Origin of the sequence: Pseudomonas sp. BJa5, assembly GCF_030272875.2 — a bacterium.
Taxonomy (GTDB): domain Bacteria; phylum Pseudomonadota; class Gammaproteobacteria; order Pseudomonadales; family Pseudomonadaceae; genus Aquipseudomonas.
This window is the reverse complement of the sequence record NZ_JALRNG020000066.1, coordinates 1-17,037: the sequence shown is the minus strand read 5'-3', so window position 1 is coordinate 17,037 and position 17,037 is coordinate 1. Positions and strand designations below refer to the sequence as shown.

General features: G+C 61.9%; 17 protein-coding genes. 6 read left to right on the top strand and 11 right to left on the bottom strand.

Annotated features, from left to right (window positions below):
• Window positions 1-401: 401 nt before the first annotated feature.
• The 9 genes from msrQ to mrcB form a co-directional block, all read right to left on the bottom strand.
• Window positions 402-1,022: a protein-methionine-sulfoxide reductase heme-binding subunit MsrQ gene (gene msrQ, locus M2D63_RS24920; protein WP_285865765.1), complete on the bottom strand. Its 621-nt coding sequence runs from the start codon at window positions 1,020-1,022 to the stop codon at window positions 402-404.
• Entirely contained in the window at window positions 1,022-2,035 is a 1,014-nt protein-coding gene (gene msrP, locus M2D63_RS24915) for a protein-methionine-sulfoxide reductase catalytic subunit MsrP (RefSeq protein ID WP_285865764.1), read from the bottom strand. Before msrP ends, msrQ begins: the two co-directional genes overlap by 1 nt.
• Before the next feature lie 63 nt (window positions 2,036-2,098).
• Complete coding sequence (gene pssA, locus M2D63_RS24910; protein WP_285865763.1) at window positions 2,099-2,956, bottom strand: CDP-diacylglycerol--serine O-phosphatidyltransferase; 858 nt, start codon at window positions 2,954-2,956, stop codon at window positions 2,099-2,101.
• A gap of 211 nt (window positions 2,957-3,167) precedes the next feature.
• Window positions 3,168-4,184 (bottom strand): ketol-acid reductoisomerase, encoded by a 1,017-nt coding sequence (gene ilvC / locus M2D63_RS24905; RefSeq protein WP_285865762.1) that lies wholly within the window; start codon window positions 4,182-4,184, stop codon window positions 3,168-3,170.
• A gap of 51 nt (window positions 4,185-4,235) precedes the next feature.
• Entirely contained in the window at window positions 4,236-4,727 is a 492-nt protein-coding gene (ilvN, locus tag M2D63_RS24900; protein ID WP_028944490.1) for an acetolactate synthase small subunit, read from the bottom strand.
• Window positions 4,728-4,729: 2 nt separating this feature from the next.
• Window positions 4,730-6,454, bottom strand: a complete 1,725-nt coding sequence (locus M2D63_RS24895) for an acetolactate synthase 3 large subunit (protein ID WP_285865761.1) — start codon at window positions 6,452-6,454, stop codon at window positions 4,730-4,732.
• A 421-nt stretch (window positions 6,455-6,875) separates the two neighbouring features.
• Entirely contained in the window at window positions 6,876-7,208 is a 333-nt protein-coding gene (locus tag M2D63_RS24890; RefSeq protein WP_285865760.1) for a YqcC family protein, read from the bottom strand.
• Window positions 7,205-7,966, bottom strand: a complete 762-nt coding sequence (locus tag M2D63_RS24885; protein WP_285865759.1) for a M48 family metallopeptidase — start codon at window positions 7,964-7,966, stop codon at window positions 7,205-7,207. The genes M2D63_RS24890 and M2D63_RS24885 overlap by 4 nt, the downstream gene beginning before the upstream one ends.
• A gap of 22 nt (window positions 7,967-7,988) precedes the next feature.
• Window positions 7,989-10,310, bottom strand: a complete 2,322-nt coding sequence (gene mrcB / locus M2D63_RS24880) for a penicillin-binding protein 1B (RefSeq protein ID WP_285865758.1) — start codon at window positions 10,308-10,310, stop codon at window positions 7,989-7,991.
• 115 nt (window positions 10,311-10,425) lie between these two features.
• Between mrcB and M2D63_RS24875 the strand changes: the two genes are divergently transcribed.
• From M2D63_RS24875 to M2D63_RS24860, 4 genes are all read left to right on the top strand, one after another.
• Window positions 10,426-11,988, top strand: coding sequence for a bifunctional aminoglycoside phosphotransferase/ATP-binding protein (locus tag M2D63_RS24875; protein WP_285865757.1), 1,563 nt, complete (start codon window positions 10,426-10,428; stop codon window positions 11,986-11,988).
• Window positions 11,989-12,090: 102 nt separating this feature from the next.
• Window positions 12,091-12,435, top strand: coding sequence for a pentapeptide repeat-containing protein (locus M2D63_RS24870; RefSeq protein WP_285865756.1), 345 nt, complete (start codon window positions 12,091-12,093; stop codon window positions 12,433-12,435).
• Between the two features lie 164 nt (window positions 12,436-12,599).
• On the top strand, window positions 12,600-12,872 hold the full coding sequence (locus M2D63_RS24865) for a TfoX/Sxy family protein (RefSeq protein WP_128322987.1): 273 nt from the start codon (window positions 12,600-12,602) through the stop codon (window positions 12,870-12,872).
• 285 nt (window positions 12,873-13,157) lie between these two features.
• Entirely contained in the window at window positions 13,158-13,475 is a 318-nt protein-coding gene (locus tag M2D63_RS24860; RefSeq protein ID WP_285865755.1) for a Rieske 2Fe-2S domain-containing protein, read from the top strand.
• Here M2D63_RS24860 and sfsA read toward each other — a convergent pair.
• Window positions 13,465-14,178 carry a DNA/RNA nuclease SfsA gene (gene sfsA, locus M2D63_RS24855; RefSeq protein ID WP_285865754.1) on the bottom strand — a complete coding sequence of 238 codons (714 nt, stop codon included), beginning with the start codon at window positions 14,176-14,178 and terminating at the stop codon, window positions 13,465-13,467. The two genes, M2D63_RS24860 and sfsA, sit on opposite strands and share 11 nt — an antisense overlap.
• Window positions 14,178-15,350, bottom strand: a complete 1,173-nt coding sequence (locus tag M2D63_RS24850; RefSeq protein ID WP_285865753.1) for a pyridoxal phosphate-dependent aminotransferase — start codon at window positions 15,348-15,350, stop codon at window positions 14,178-14,180. The genes sfsA and M2D63_RS24850 overlap by 1 nt, the downstream gene beginning before the upstream one ends.
• 211 nt (window positions 15,351-15,561) lie before the next feature.
• On the opposite strand from M2D63_RS24850, the gene dksA reads away from it, so the two are divergent.
• Both dksA and gluQRS read left to right on the top strand, forming a co-directional pair.
• Entirely contained in the window at window positions 15,562-16,008 is a 447-nt protein-coding gene (gene dksA, locus M2D63_RS24845) for an RNA polymerase-binding protein DksA (protein ID WP_285865752.1), read from the top strand.
• A gap of 73 nt (window positions 16,009-16,081) precedes the next feature.
• Window positions 16,082-16,969: a tRNA glutamyl-Q(34) synthetase GluQRS gene (gluQRS, locus tag M2D63_RS24840; RefSeq protein ID WP_285865751.1), complete on the top strand. Its 888-nt coding sequence runs from the start codon at window positions 16,082-16,084 to the stop codon at window positions 16,967-16,969.
• The last annotated feature ends 68 nt before the right edge of the window (window positions 16,970-17,037 follow it).

Sequence of the window (17,037 nt, the reverse complement as noted above, 5' to 3'; positions counted from 1 at the left end):
TGCTGATAATCTTTGTGACTATCAGTCTGATTTCACAAGCACCCACACGAATTGCTTGATTCGATTGTTAAAGAGCGGTTGGCGAAGCGTTTCGCTTCAGCCGAGGCGCGCATTCTACGCTTTCCTCATTCTCTGTCAAGCGTTAATTTTGAATTCTTTTACTAGAAAGCCGTTCAAATTCAACCGCTTGACTCGCTGCGATCTCTCGTCAGCGGGAGGCGAATTCTACAGCGTTTAAAGTCGCTGTCAACCACCTTTTCACCGCCGCCGATCTTGCGATCGAAGCCCTTCCGGTACTACCTGAAACATTCAACTCGTTGATTCTCAATGAGTTTTCCGTTTCGACTGCGCCGGAAGTGGGGCGAATTATAGAGAGATTAAATCGAGCGTCAAGCACTTATTCAGGCTTTTGATGCAGACACGGTTTTTCGACTGGATAACCGCGGAATCCGCTGTGCCAGCAGTGGAATTCGCAAGGCCAGGAGCAACACGCCAATAACCGCATAAATCGACCATTCCTTGAGGTCTGCCCGCACCACCCAGAGAAAGTGCAGCAAGCCCAGGGCGAGAATCGCATAGACCAACTTGTGCAGTTTCTTCCAGCGTGCCCCCAAGCGACGCTGGCTATATCGGTTGGACGTCACCGCCAGCGCCAGCAAACCGGTCAGCCCCAGGGCGCCGACGATGATGTAGGGCCGCTTGCTCAACTCCACGCCCAACTGCCCCCAATCCAGGCCGAGGACGAAGACCATGTAGGCCGTCATGTGCATCACTATATAAGCAAAGCACCACAACCCCAGCTGCCGACGCGAGACGACCCACCCTGCCCAGCCGGTCAGGCGCTGCAGCGGCGTCATGCTCAAGGTGATGAGCAGGAAGATCAGCCCACCCAACCCCAGGCGATCGACCAGGATCTTGCCCGGATCCGGACCCAGTGCATTCATGGCCGCTTCATACAGCCACCACAAGGGCCAGATGCTGGCCAGGATAAAGATGCCGAGACGAAACAGTGGATAGCGCATCAATAATTCTTCCGCAGATCAAGGCCGCTGTATAACCCCGCCACTTCTTCGGCGTAGCCGTTGAACATCTGGGTCGGCCGCACGTTGGGGCTGAACAGCCCGCTGGGCAAGCGCCGCTCACGCGCCTGGGTCCAGCGCGGGTGATCGACCTCGGGATTGACGTTGGCATAGAAGCCATACTCTTCCGGCGCGATGGACTGCCAGGTGGTGTGCGGCTGCTCGGCCACCAGGCTGATGCGCACGATCGACTTGATGCTCTTGAAACCGTACTTCCACGGCACCACCAGCCGCAATGGCGCACCGTTCTGGTTGGGCAGCTCCCGCCCGTACATCCCCACCGCCAGAATCGCCAGCGGGTTCATTGCCTCGTCCAGGCGCAAGCCTTCTACATAGGGCCAGTCGATCAAGGCAAAACTGGAGCGCTGCCCAGGCATGCTCTTGGGATCCTGCAGGGTTTCGAAGCGAATGTAGCGGGCCTTCGACGTCGGCTCCACCTGCTTGAGGACAGCCGCCAGGGGAAATCCGAGCCAGGGAATGACCATCGACCAGGCTTCGACACAGCGCAACCGGTAGATGCGCTCCTCGAGCTGGTAGGGTTTGACGAAGTCCTCCAGCGCGTAGCGGCCGGGCTTGCCCACCTCGCCGTCGACCACCAGCGTCCAGGGCGCGGTCTTCAGGCTGCCGGCATTCGCCGCCGGATCACCCTTGTCGGCACCGAACTCATAGAAGTTGTTGTAGTGGGTGGCGTCCTTGAACGGCGTGATCGCCTCCCCCGGCGCCGTCACGGCCTGCCAGCGGGTGGCCGCGAGCTTGTCGGTGAACCAGGCCGGATTGGCGCCCGCCTCGACATCCGCATAGCGCGACATGTCGGCTGCACCGGCCCAGCCCGGCAAGGCCGAGACCGCAAGCGCAGCCGCAGAGCCACCGAGCAGCGCTCGACGCGAGAGGTACAGGGATTCGGGGGTGACGTCCGATTCGTGGCAATCGGAGGCTTTGGACAGCTTGATAAGCATGGTGGCTCCGTAGAACTGGAGGACTGATGCACCAGTAGACTACGGAGCCTGAGCGAAATTACATCACTCGATGTTTTTCCGCCGCCGCATGCGCAGCAGGTACTGCACCGGGCCGGAGGCCGCGTAACCGAGGAACACCAGCAGCAGGATGCGCGGTGGATCACTGAAGACTACCGCGAACACCAGCACCACCGCGAGGATCGCTACGAACGGTACGCGACCCTTGAGGTCCAGCTCCTTGAAGCTGTTGTACTTGATGTTGCTGACCATCAGCATGCCCGCCGCAGCGACCAGCAGCGCCACCAGGAACGACAGCTTGGAACCCTGGATGCCGTAATCGCTGAAGGCCCAGACCGTGCCGGCCACCACACCGGCAGCTGCCGGACTGGCCAGACCGATGAAGTAACGCTTGTCGGCCTTGCCGACCTGGGTATTGAAACGTGCCAGACGCAGGGCAGCGCCAGCGACATAGATGAAAGCAACCATCCAGCCGACCTTGCCCATGTCACCCAGGGCCCAGCCGAAGGCCAGCAGCGCAGGGGCAACGCCGAAGGCGACCATGTCGGACAGCGAGTCGTACTCGGCACCGAAGGCGCTCTGGGTGTTGGTCATGCGTGCCACACGACCATCGAGGCCGTCGAGGACCATGGCGACGAAAATGGCGATGGCGGCAATGGCGAAGTACTTGCTCGCTTCGCGAGGATCGCCAGCGTTCAGGGCCGCCTGGGCGCTCATGGAGTTGATGATGGAATAGAAACCGGCGAACAGGTTCGCGGTGGTGAACAGGTTGGGCAACAGATAGATACCGCGATGCCGAACCTTGCGTCCTTCGGCGTCATGCCCTTCTTCAACATGCTCATCGATCGGTAGCAGGCTTTCGGCGTCAGAGACCTTGTTCGGCTCTTCGGGACGTTCGCTCATTGACATTACCTTGCAACGGTGTGGAAAAGATTCGACAGGGGTCTGCGACGAGGGTTCGCCGGCAGACGATGAAGCTTTATACCAGAAGCTGACCGGCTAAACGAAAAAACCCTGCAGTAGCGGGCTTACCCCACCCAAGATAGTTGCTTGCGCATCCCAGCCACAAAAAAACGCGGCCGAGGCCGCGTTTTTTTATCGCATCAGGACCAAATCAGTTCTTGGTCTTGTCGACGATCTTGTTAGCCGAGATCCAAGGCATCATCGAGCGCAGTTGCTCACCGATGATTTCGATGCCGTGAGCGGCGTTGTTACGACGCTTGGCGGTCATCGATGGGTAGCCGGTGGCGCCTTCGCTGATGAACATCTTGGCGTACTCGCCGTCCTGGATGCGCTTCAGAGCGTTGCGCATGGCCTGGCGGGATTCGGCGTTGATGACTTCAGGGCCGGTCACGTACTCGCCGTATTCGGCGTTGTTGGAGATCGAGTAGTTCATGTTGGCGATACCGCCTTCGTACATGAGGTCAACGATCAGCTTCAGTTCGTGCAGGCACTCGAAGTAGGCCATTTCTGGCGCGTAGCCAGCTTCGACCAGGGTTTCGAAACCGGCTTTGACCAGCTCGACGGTACCGCCGCAGAGAACGGCCTGCTCACCGAACAGGTCGGTTTCGGTCTCGTCCTTGAAGGTGGTCTCGATGATGCCGGTACGGCCGCCGCCGACGCCGGCAGCGTAGGACAGAGCGACGTTCTTGGCGTTGCCCGAAGCGTCCTGGTAAACGGCGATCAGATCAGGGATGCCGCCGCCTTTGACGAACTCGGAACGTACGGTGTGACCTGGCGCTTTTGGCGCGATCATGATCACGTCCAGGTCACCGCGTGGCACGACCTGGTTGTAGTGGATGGCGAAACCGTGGGAGAAGGCCAGGGTAGCGCCCTTCTTGATGTTCGGCTCGATTTCGTTCTTGTACAGCTGGCCTTGGAACTCGTCCGGGGTCAGGATCATGACCAGGTCGGCAGCAGCGACAGCGGAAGCCACGTCAGCCACTTTCAGGCCGTGGGCTTCGGCTTTGGCAACGGTAGCCGAGCCTTTACGCAGACCGACCGTGACATCCACACCGGAGTCTTTCAGGTTGCACGCCTGAGCGTGGCCCTGGGAGCCGTAACCGATGATGGCAACTTTCTTGCCCTGGATGATCGAAAGGTCGCAGTCTTTGTCGTAGAAAACTTTCATGAACTTACCCCTGTTATCTCGGCCTGTTGAGGCCATCGCTAATTTTTTGATTTAGATGCTGAGTACTTTGTCGCCACGGGCAATGCCGGTGACGCCACTGCGTACTGTTTCGAGAATGGACGCGGTACCGATAGCCTGAATGAAACTGTCAAGCTTGTCGCTGGCACCCGTCAGCTGGACGGTGTAGACGCTGCTGCTGACATCGACGATCTGCCCACGATAGATATCGGTGGTGCGTTTGATCTCGGCACGCTGTGCGCCCGTGGCCTTGACCTTGACCAGCATCAGTTCACGTTCGATATGCGCGCTTTCCGAGAGGTCGACCAGCTTGACGACTTCAACCAGCTTGTTCAGGTTTTTGGTGATCTGCTCGATCACCTCATCATGACCGACCGTGGTCAACGTCAGACGCGACAGGGTCGGGTCTTCGGTCGGCGCTACGGTCAGGCTTTCGATGTTGTAGTTACGCTGCGAGAACAGACCGACCACGCGAGACAAGGCACCGGGTTCGTTTTCCAACAGCAGGGAAATAATGTGCCGCATGATTAGGTACGCTCCGTCTTGCTCAGCCACATGTCGCGCATGGAACCGTCTTTGATCTGCATCGGGTAGACGTGCTCGCTGTTGTCGACCTGGATGTCGATGAACACCAGGCGGTCTTTCATGGCGAACGCTTCCTCGAGCTTGGGCTTGAGGTCCTTCAGGCTGGTGATGCGAATGCCTACGTGACCATAGGCTTCGGCCAGCTTGACGAAGTCAGGCAGCGATTCCATATAGGAATGCGAGTGACGGCTGTTGTAGGACATGTCCTGCCACTGGCGGACCATACCCAATACACCGTTGTTCAGGTTGACGATCTTCACCGGCAGGTCGTACTGCAGGCAGGTCGACAGCTCCTGGATGTTCATCTGGATACTGCCCTCACCGGTGACACAGGCAACGTCCTGGTCCGGGAAGTTCAGCTTGATGCCCATGGCCGCCGGGAAACCGAAGCCCATGGTGCCCAGGCCACCGGAGTTGATCCAGCGATTGGGCTTGTTGAAGCGGTAGTACTGCGCCGCGAACATCTGGTGCTGGCCGACATCGGAGGTGACGAAGGCGTCGCCCTTGGTCACTTCGCACAGGGTCTCGATCACGGTCTGTGGCTTGATCACGTTACCGTCGCCCTTGTCGTACGGGAACATCTCGCGGCCACCGCGCCATTCTTCGATCTGCTTCCACCAGGCATCCATCGCAGCTTTTTCCGGCTGTTCGCCGATTTCGCGCAAGGTGGCGAGCATTTCGGTCAGGACGCTGTCGACCGGACCTACGATCGGTACGTCGGCCTTGATGGTCTTGGAGATCGAGGCCGGGTCGATGTCGATGTGGATGACCTTGGCGTTCGGGCAGAACTTGGCCGGGCCGTTGACCACGCGGTCGTCAAAACGCGCGCCGACCGCGAAGATCACATCGGCATGGTGCATGGCCAGGTTGGCGGTGTAGCTGCCGTGCATGCCGAGCATGCCGAGGAACTGGCGATCGGTACCCGGATAGCCACCCAGGCCCATCAGGGTATTGGTGACCGGCAGGTTGAGCATCTGGGCGATTTCGGTCAGGGCTGCGGAGCCACCGCCGAGGATCACACCACCACCGGCGTAGACCACTGGACGCTTGGCGGCCAGGAGCATCTCGGCAGCCTTGCGGATCTGGCCCGAGTGACCACGTACGGCCGGGCTGTAGGAACGCATCTTGACCTTTTTGGGGTAGACGTATTCGAACTTTTCCGCCGGGTTGGTCATGTCTTTCGGGATATCGACCACGACAGGACCAGGACGGCCGGATTGCGCCAGATAGAAAGCTTTTTTCAGGACTTCCGGGATTTCCGAAGCATGTTTGATCATGAAGCTGTGTTTCACGATCGGCCGGGAAATACCGATCATGTCGGTTTCCTGGAAGGCATCGGTACCGACCATGGTGCTGGGCACCTGACCGGAGAGAATGACCATTGGAATGGAGTCCATGTACGCGGTGGCAATGCCGGTGATGGCATTGGTCGCGCCAGGACCGGAGGTCACCAGTACCACGCCGGCCTTGCCGGTGGCACGGGCGTAACCGTCCGCCATATGGGTAGCGGCCTGCTCATGGCGAACCAGGATGTGACTGACTTCCGGTTCCTTGAACAAGGCATCGTAAACATGCAGGAGAGCACCACCAGGGTACCCGTAGATGTGCTTAACGCCTTCGTCACGCAAAAAGCGGACGACCATCTCAGCGCCAGATAAAAGCTCCACGTTGTTCACCTCTAAAACGCCAGAATACCGCCCACGGTGGACGGGTCTTAATAGGTTTACTGCCAAGCAGAGCATGAGCGACGGAATCGCCACTACGTCAGCACTGACTGAGCAAGTATTGGGAGCGCCCCAAAGTGTTGCGGGGTCTTCCCACCCAGCGCGAGGTAACGCGTTGCGGGGTGTAACAGGTCGGCGCGGGTGTGCGCCTCATGATCTGCTTAGCGGGTCTGCTTCTGGCAGTCCCTCTACAGCGGAATCTGGATTCTTCTGATTCGGCGCGCACAAGTCAAGAAAAATTATTGCCAATTTCGCGCAAGGACGACCAACCGCCACCACGAATCATAGTAGCAGCAGCAGAAAAACGAAGAATACAAACAAAAAGAGCCACAATCTGTGGCTCCAAGGGAGAAAAGAGGGAAATTCAGGCTGATGGACTGATCAATTGGTCAAACTCTGCCAGCAGCCTGCGTAGCTCGCGACTTTCCTCCGGGCGATCGACGTATACCGTTTCAGCCATGACCAGGATGCCGGAGGCATTGGGCAGCGGCAGGCCCTTCTCGAGAATCTCTTTCATCTTCGGCAGGAAGATCCACTGCAGCCACTGATCGAAGTTCATACTGTCGACGGCAAAGGGCACGGTGCTGGCGAGCGCTTCGGCACTCGGCGCCGTGTCGCTCCACCAGCCCTGCACGTGCAGCTCACGCTCGATCAGCAGCAAGTGATCGGCGATTTCCAGGATGCGCGGGTCCATCACAGGTTGACCTGGGCTTTCTGCCGCGCCAGTGCCGCACCGGCGGAGTCGCCTTGCTTGTCGCGGGCCTGGGCGATGATGCCCCACAGGCCTGCCTGCAGGTCAGGACGGCCGTTGGCATAGGTCAGGGCACGCCGGGCGAGCTGCTCGGACTGGGCGGCATCACCCTGGGCCAGGCGCACCTGGGCCAGGCGGTAGAGCACCTGCGGCTCGCGCGGGGCGATGCGTTGGGCACGCTCCAGGCTCGACGAGGCGCCGTTGTAATCGCCACTGCCCTGCTGTTGCTGGGCGGTGGTCAGCAGTGCCAGCACCGGGCCGTCGAGCTGCTCGTCGGCCGACAGGCCACCCGTGCCGGCCGCGCTGCGCGGGATGCCGGTGGGCGCGCTCGAGGTGCTGCTCGGCATGGTGTAATTGCCGTTATTCACCGGATTCACCGGCGCACTTTCAAACGGTGCCGAGCTGGTCGGACCCGGGGTGATCGGACCGGTGCTGATCGGCGCCGCGCCGGTCGAGGCCGGGAAGGTCTGGATCGGTGCCGCGCCCGCCCCTTGCGGGACCATCACGGTCACACCGGAATCCTGAGGCACCGCCTGGGCCTGGCGCGTGCCGGTGTTGACGCCAGCACCGCGATTGGCCGTGACCCGTTCGCTGTTGGACACGCGGGTACTCGAGTCGACCACAGGGATTGAGCCACGCTGTACGCTGGCGCAACCGTTGAGCAAAGCCAGTGCCGTCACGGCAGGAATCCACCACTTGTTCACTTCACACCCTCTTGCCTAGTGCTTAATTCATCCAGCCCCTGACCCAGTCCATCACGGACTCGGCGGGGTCCTGCGTGCCGCCACAGGCGGCGCCGGCAGGCGGTTCACTGCCTCGAATATACGGCATCTGTACCGCACCCGGGCAACTGCCGTCAGAGCCCTGCCCGGTGTGCGGATCGACCCAGGCCTGGACCACGTTGTCCGGCTGCGGCATGTCCAGCGGCAGCGGGTCGGCCTTGCGCATGAAACTGGTCCATACCTGCAAGGCACCGGTGGCACCGGTGAACGGCGTCTTGCCGTTGTCGTCCCGGCCCAGCCAGACCACCGCCAGCAAATCCTGGCTGAAGCCGGCGAACCAGCTGTCGCGCGAATCGTTACTGGTACCGGTCTTGCCGGCCAGGTTCAGGGAGCTAGGCAGCACGCTGTAGACCGAACGCCCGGTACCCTCGCGCATGACCCGCTGCATGGCGTTCTGTACCAGATAGATGGCCCCCGGATCGAAGGTCTGCTGGATCTGGAACGGATAACGCTTGAGCGGCTCGCCCTCGGCGGTCAGCACGCTGCGGATGCCGCGCATCGGCGTGTTGAAACCACCGTTGGCCAGGGTCTGGTACATGGTCGCTACCTGCATCGGCGACATCCCGCCGGCACCCAGCAGCATCGACGGGAACGCCGGCCAGTCGACGTTCACACCCAGGCGTCCAATGGTTTTGATTACATTGGGTACGCCCAGTTCCAGGCCGAGCTTGGCCGTCGACAGGTTGTAGGAATTGGCCAGGCCCTGGTACAGGTAAATGGTGCCGTGGGAGCGGCGATCGTAGTTCTGTGGCCGCCACACCTGGCCATCGCCCCCCTTGACCGCAAACGGCTCATCCTGCACCCAGCTGGTCAGGGTGTACTTGCTGGGCTTTTCCAGGGCGGTCAGGTAGACCGCCGGCTTGACCAGCGAGCCGATCGGTCGCACGGCATCGATGGCCCGGTTGAAACCGGCGAAGCCCGCCTGGCGACTGCCGATCAGCGCTTGCACTTCACCGGTTTCCGGGTTGGTGACCACCATTGCCGCTTCGACCTCATCGGCACCCTTGCGACCACCCAGGCGCTTGAACGTCTCGGCCATGGCTGCTTCGGACTTCATCTGCAGGATCGGGTCGAAGCTGGTGAAGATGCGCAGGCCTTCTTCGGTCAAGTCTTCGTCGCGGTAGTCCTGGCGCAGCTGACGCTTGACCAGGTCGAGGAAGCCGGGGAACGAGCTGTCGGCCAGGCTGCCACGCTTGGTCACGCCCAGCGGCATTTTCTTCGCCGCGGCAACCGCCTCCGGCGTGGCGACGCCCTGCTCGGCCAGCAGGTCGAGCACCAGGTTACGCCGCACGGTGGCGCGCTCCGGGTAACGACGCGGGTTGTAGTAGGACGGCCCCTTGACCATGCCTACCAGCAGGGCCACCTGATGCAGCTTCAGTTCCGACAGCGGCTGGCTGAAGAAGAACTGGCTGGCCAGGCCGAAACCATGCACTGCACGCTGGCCATCCTGACCGACGAAGACTTCGTTGAGGTAGGCCTCGAGGATCTCGCGCTTGTCGTAATGCAGCTCCAGCAGCACCGCCATCATGGCTTCGGTGAGCTTGCGGCTGAGGCTGCGCTCGTTGGTCAGGTAGAAGTTCTTCACCAGCTGCTGGGTCAGGGTACTGCCACCCTGGCGCATGGCGCCCGAAGAGGTGTTGACCCAGACCGCACGGGCGATGGACTTGGGCGATACGCCAAAGTGGTTATAGAAGTCGCGGTCTTCCACGGCGACCAGGGTTTCCAGCAGGTAGGGCGGCACCTGGTCGAGCTTGATCAGGATGCGGTCTTCCAGGTTCTTGGGGTACAGGCCGCCGATCAGCAGGGGTTCCAGGCGCACCACATCGAGCTTGCCGCCATTGGCCCCGCTCAGGCCCGCCACATAGTCACCGGAGAAGCGCACACGCACCGCCTGCGCCTGCTCCATGCCTTCATAGAACTGGAAACCACGGGTATTGAGGTCGACCGTGTTGCCATTGACCGAGGCCGCGCCCGGTCCGTTGGCAACGCTTTCGCGGCGATAGCCCAGGGCATCGAGCTCGATCAAAAAGTCGTTCTTGCTCAGCTTCTGGCCGACGAACAGCTCCAGCGGCCGGGCGTAGACCTTGGCCGGAATGGTCCAGCGCTTGCCGGAGAACTTCTCCTGGACCACGGCATCGAGGTAAATGGCGAAGCCGGCCAGCACCACCAGGCCGACCAGGCTGAGCTTGATGGCCCAGCCAAGCCAGGCGCCAGAGCGGCCGGACGGGCGTTTGTTCGGGGTGCGGGGGGATCGGGTACGAGTCATGGCGGCGGATTATACGCACTTTATCGATCATCGACAGGCGCCCTCCGGCGGTTTGCAGCCGCGTCGCTTGCCGCCATAATGGCCGATTCGAAACTATGCCCCAGAAGGATCGCCCGTGAGCCAAGCCTTGATCACCGCGCTGCAGAACCCCGCCCTGTTCCCTCACCCGGTGAAGGCGTTTCAACTCATCGAGACGCATATCTCCTGGGTCCTGCTGACCGGCGAATTCGCCTACAAGATCAAGAAACCGATGAACTTCGGCTTCCTCGACTTTACCGAACTGTCCCAGCGTGGGCATTTCTGCGCCGAAGAGCTGCGCCTGAACCAGCGCCTGACCGACGGCTTGTACCTGGAGGTGCTGCCGATCACCGGTACTGCCGACGCGCCACAACTGGGCGGCGACGGCGAGCCGATCGAATACGCGCTGAAAATGCGCCAGTTCCCGCAGAACCAGATGCTCAGCACCTTGCAGGCCAACGGCGAGCTGACCGCCGAGCATATCGACCAGATGGCCCGCCAGATCGCCAGCTTTCACTTGCAGGCACCCAAGGTCCCGATGGAGAACCCGCTGGGCAACCCGGACAGCGTCATGGCGCCGGTGGAGCAGAACTTCGAGCAAATCCGTCCGTTCCTCTCCGACAAGGCCGACCTGCAGCAACTCGATGCCCTGCAAGCCTGGGCCCAGACCAGCTTCAAACGCCTGCACGGCCTGCTCGAAGCCCGCAAGGCCGAAGGTTTCATCCGCGAGTGCCACGGTGACATCCACCTGGGCAACGCCACCCTGATCGACGGCAAGGTGGTGATCTTCGACTGCATCGAGTTCAACGAACCCTTCCGCATGACCGACGTCTACGCCGACGCCGCTTTCCTGGCCATGGACCTGGAAGACCGCGGCCTGAAGTCCCTGTCGCGCCGTTTCGTCAGCCAGTACCTGGAACTGACCGGCGACTACGCGGGCCTGGAACTGCTGAATTTCTACAAGGCCTACCGCGCCCTGGTACGGGCCAAGGTCGCCCTGTTCAGCATGCCGGCCAACGCCGATGCCGTGCAGCGTGCCACTACCCTGCGCACCTACCGCAACTACGCCAACCTGGCCGAAAGCTACAGCGCCATCCCCTCGCACTTCCTGGCCATTACCCATGGTGTGTCCGCCGTAGGCAAAAGCCATGTGGCCATGCGCCTGGTCGAAGCCCTGGGCGCCATCCGCCTGCGCTCGGACGTGGAACGCAAGCGCCTGTTCGGTGAGCAGCAAGCCGCCGCTGCCGGTCAGCTGGAGCAAGGCATCTACACCCAGGACGCCAGCCAGGCCACCTATGCCCGCCTGCACGAACTGGCCGGGGTCATCCTGCGCGCCGGCTTCCCGGTGGTGATCGATGCGACCTACCTCAAGCAGGCCCAGCGCCAGGTCGCTGCCAGCATCGCCGGCGAGACAGGCGTGCCCTTCCTGATCCTCGACTGCCACGCACCGGATGCGGTCATCGCCAACTGGCTGGCGCAGCGCCAGGCTGACCAGAACGATCCGTCGGATGCGACCCAGGAAGTGATCAAGGTCCAGCAGGCCAGCCGCGAGCCGCTCAGCGCCGAAGAAAAGCTGCAGAGCAAGCAGGTGAAAACCAACGAAAGTGGCAGCCTGGACCAATTGGTCGAGCAGATCCGCAAGCGCCTGCCGAAGCACTGATCACCCGGGACGTGATGCAGTCGACACTTCCCGCCTGAACCCGGACGCCTCCACCATGATGGCACTATAGTGTCATCATGGATCTCACAGGGAGGCGCCTTCATGAATCAGCCACGGCAACTGGACAGCGCCCTGTATGCGCTGGTGCATGACGAGCAGATCGCCAACTTCAACCGCGAACGCCCCAAGGACACTGTCATCGATTTTCGTGGCGGGGATTTTCGCGGTCTCGACCTGCGCGACCTGGACACCACCGGCATCGATTTCACCGGCGCCTACTTTCGCGCCGCCGACCTGCGCGGCCTCGACCTGCGTGACAATGGACTGGAAGGCGCAAGCCTGGCCCATGCACAGATTTCCGGCACCTGGTTCCCCTGCGAACTGAGCGCCGACGAGATCCTCATGTCGGTCAATTTCGGCACGCGCCTGCGCTATCGCACGCGCTGATCACCCCGGGCCAAGCCCCGCCCGCCGGGGCCTGGCGGGTGGTTCGCGGCTACCCGTCGGCACCCGATGGCAAAACGCCGCGTATTTCCCAAGTGCCGCTACACTGCTCATTGACCTGCCAGCGATTCCTTACTCAGACCGTTCAGCCGTCGCAAGGAGGCTTGATGAACGATGAACTCCAGCATCTGAAAAACCTTGGCAAGACTTCTGCGCAGTGGCTGCATGCGGTCGGCATCCACAGTGCTTCAGACCTGCGTCGCCTGGGGGCCGTGAACGCCTACCAGGCGGTGCGCACCCGGGGCTTTCGGGCCTCCAAGGTGCTGCTGTACGCCATCGAAGGCGCGCTGCTCGACATGCACTGGAATGACATCCCCCCTGAGCGCAAGGAAGCGCTCAACCAGCAACTGGATGCCAAGACCCTGCGCAAAAATAATTGAAATTAACGTGTCACGGTGATTGACACCGTAATGAGAATCGTTATGATTATCACAACTGGTCGCGAGACTGGTTGGGTAAGCTGAAAGTCCCTGGTTCGGACGCTCAGATTATCTCCTCATCAGGCTAATCACGGTTATTGACCCGGCTCATTGCCGGGTCTTTTTTTACCTGGCGTTTTTGTCCCCGGGTGGTATAAAACGCTCGACAAGGCTTTTGCGCCCGTTTGATTCCTGCTTCTATTTTGGATGTCAGGCTGATGCTGCGACTTCCGGTAACCATTCACCATGCACTTTCTTTGTTCACCCGAGCAACTGGCTGAAGGCCACAGCCGAGGCTTCACGGTCGGGGAGACCGCGCTGTTCGCCGTACGCCGCGCCGGCAAGGTCTACCTGTACCGCAACCGCTGCCCCCATCGCGGCATTGCCTTGAACTGGGAGCCCGACCAGTTCCTCGACGACAGCGCCAGCCTGATCAGCTGTGGCCGACACGGCGCGCTGTTTCTGATCGAATCCGGCGAATGCGTGGCCGGCCCTTGCGAAGGTGAACAGCTGACGGCCCTGGAGTGCCGGGAAGACGCCCAGGGCATCTGGCTCATCCGTTGAGCAACACCGGCAGGGGCCTGTCGATGTAGATCTGCTCGGCATCGATGCGCGTGCCATAGGCCAGCACCTCGACGCCCTCGGCAACGGCCGCACGCAAGGCGCTCGCATAAGCCGCATCGATCTCCTCGGCCGGGCGCACCGCTTCGATTGAACTGAGGTTCACACAGTACAACTGCACCGCCCGCACACCCTGGCGCGCCAGCGCCGCCAGCTCGCGCAAGTGTTTGGCGCCGCGTTGGGTCACCGCATCCGGGAAAGCCGCCACGCTCGAGTCGGTATGCCCCAGGGTCACGCTCTTGACCTCGACATAGGCCGGCCCCTGGGGGTAGTCCAGGCGAAAGTCCACGCGGCTGCGCTCCTCGCCATAGGGCACTTCGCGCTTGAGCCCGGTAAACCCGGCCAGCTCGGTAATGACACCAGCGTGCAGGGCCTCCTCGACCAGGGCATTGGCTCGCCCGGTGTTCACACAGGCCAACCGCCCCTGGGGGGTTTCGCTGATTTCCCAGGTGCCCGGCAACTTGCGCTTGGGATCGCTGGATCGGCTGAACCAGACCTGCCCGCCTTCGACCATGCAATTGAACATCGAGCCGGTATTGGGGCAGTGAATGGTGATCTGCTCACCGCTGGCCAGCTCGATGTCGGCCAGGAAGCGCTTGTAACGGCGCAGCAGGCGCGCGCTTTCGAGTTCAGGAGAAAAACGCATCAGCCTTGCCAGCTCCGCAGGCCCCGGGCAATTCGCTCGACCGCTTCCTGCAGGCGCGGCAGGCTCTGGGTGTAGGCAAAACGCACATGATGGCCAGCCTGGTGGCGACCAAAATCCAGCCCGGGCGTGAAGGCGACATGCTCGGTTTCCAGGAAATGCCGGCAGAAGGCGAAGGCATCGCCGCCAAAGGCGCTGATATCGGCGTACAGGTAGAACGCCCCCTGCGGCTCCACGGCGATACGGAAGCCCAGCTCGCGCAAGGCAGGCAAGAGGAAGTCGCGACGCAGGGCGAACTCGGCCCGGCGCTCCTCGAGGATGGCCAGGGTCTGCGGCTGGAAGCAGGCCAGCGCGGCATGCTGGGCCACACTCGGGGCACTGATGTAGAGGTTCTGCGCCAGCTTCTCCAGATCGCCCACCGCTGCGGGCGGTGCCACCAGCCAGCCCAGGCGCCAACCGGTCATGCCGAAATACTTGGAAAAGCTATTGAGGACAAAGGCCTCGTCATCGACCTCCAGCACGCTGGGGGCGTCCATGCCGTAGGTCAGGCCGTGGTAGATCTCGTCGACCACCAGGTGCCCGTTGTGGGCACGGGTGGCTGCGGACAGGCTACTCAGCTCGCTGCGATCGAGCACGGTGCCGGTCGGGTTGGCCGGCGACGCCACCAGGGCGCCGACGCTGTCCTGGTCCCAGTAACGCTCAACTAGGTCGGCGGTCAGCTGGTAATTGACCTCGGGGCCCACCGGCACCAGTTGCGCGCCACCTTCGACCAGGCGCAGGAAGTGCCGGTTGCACGGGTAGCCCGGGTCGGCCAGCAGCCAGTGCTTGCCCGGGTCTACCAGCAGGCTGCTGGCCAGCAGCAAGGCGCCGGAACCACCCGGGGTGATGAGGATGCGTTGCGGGTCGATGTCCAGCCCGTAGCGCTGCTGGTAGAAGCCGGCAATCGCCTCACGCAGCGCCGGCAGGCCTCGCGCGGCGGTGTAACGGGTGTGCCCGGCGGCCAGCGCGGCCTGGCCGGCTTCGACGATCGGTGCGGCGGTGGTGAAGTCCGGCTCGCCGATTTCCAGGTGAATCACGTCGCAACCGCTGGCTTGCAGCTCATTGGCACGGGCCAGCAGGGCCATGACGTGGAAGGGTTCTATGGCGCGGCTGCGCGCACTGTAGGACTGGGCCATCAGCCTTCTCTCAAATGGGTCTAGACTATTGATTCTACCTGCGTACCGAAGCGAACGTGTGGCTAAACCTGCGGTCAACTACGAAGACACCCGGGAGTAGCGCGCCCCGATTCGATCTGGTAAGTTCGGCGGCTCGCAGTCGCAGGGCCGGCGGGCGCCGGAGATGGAGCAGCCTGCGCAATGGATTAGAAGAGTGAGAGGCGGTCTATTCATGTCCACCCTAGAAAAGCAAAAAGCTGTTCAGACCATGTACGGTGTCGAGCCCTATCAGGAATCCAAGGGCGAGGAGTACATGGGCGAGCCCATGCGCAAGCACTTCGTCAAACTTCTCGGCGCGTGGAAGCAAGAGCTGATGACAAGTGTGGACCGCACTGTGGACCACATGAAGGATGAAGCAGCCAACTTCCCGGATCCCGCGGACCGCGCCAGCCAGGAAGAGGAATTCGCCCTGGAGCTGCGTAACCGTGATCGCGAACGCAAGCTGATCAAGAAGATCGACAAGACCCTGCAGAAGATTCAGGACGAAGAGTACGGCTGGTGCGACGCCTGCGGCGTAGAGATCGGCCTGCGTCGTCTTGAGGCCCGTCCGACCGCCGACCTGTGCTTCGACTGCAAGGAGTTGGCGGAGAAGAAGGAAAAGACCGTCGGCAAAGGCTGATACTTGACCGACCTCAACGGGGCGCCACAGGCGCCCCGTTTCGTTTGTGCCCCTCTGACTCTCCGGCGTTGCCATGAACCACAAAAGCTATGTCGGGCGCTTCGCCCCCACTCCAAGCGGTTTCCTGCATTTCGGCTCCCTGGTCGCCGCCCTCGCCTCCTGGCTCGATGCCCGCGCCGTGGGTGGCCAATGGTTGCTGCGCATGGAAGACATCGACCCGCCGCGCGAAGCCCCCGGCGCCCAGGCGGCGATCCTGCATACCCTGGAAAACTATGGCCTGGAATGGGATGGCGAGGTGGTCTATCAAAGCCTGCGCCATGAAGCCTACGACGAGGTGATCGAGCGCCTGTTCCGCCAGGGCCTGGCCTACGCCTGCACCTGTTCGCGCAAGCAACTTGAAGGTTACAACGGCATCTACCCGGGCCTGTGCCGCAATCTCGGACACGCCCGCGACGAGGGTGCCATCCGCCTGCGCGTGCCGGAGCTGACCTACCGCTTCGAGGATCGGGTCCAGGGCCTGTTCGAGCAACACCTGGGACGCGAGGTCGGTGATTTCGTCATTCGCCGCCGCGACCGGCTCTATGCCTACCAACTGGCCGTGGTGCTGGACGACGCCTGGCAAGGGGTGACCGATATCGTGCGTGGCGCCGACCTGCTGGATAACACGCCACGCCAGCTCTACCTGCAGGAATTACTCGGCCTGTCGCAGCCGCGCTACCTGCATGTGCCGCTGATCACCCAGCCCGATGGCCACAAGCTGGGCAAGAGCTACCGTTCCGCGCCGCTGCCCACCGAGCAGGCCACACCGCTGCTGCTGCGTGCCCTGCGTGCCCTGGGCCAGACGACGGATACAGCGATGGAACAGGCACGCCCGACCGAAGTGCTGGCGCACGCCGCCAGGCACTGGAATCCCGAGGCCATTCCCCGGCGCCGGAGCGTGCCTGAAGCGGACCTCCACTGAACGCCGGTAGGAGCGGGCTTGCCCCGCGATGCGATGCGGCTGACTGTACGCAATCGCGGGGCAAGCCC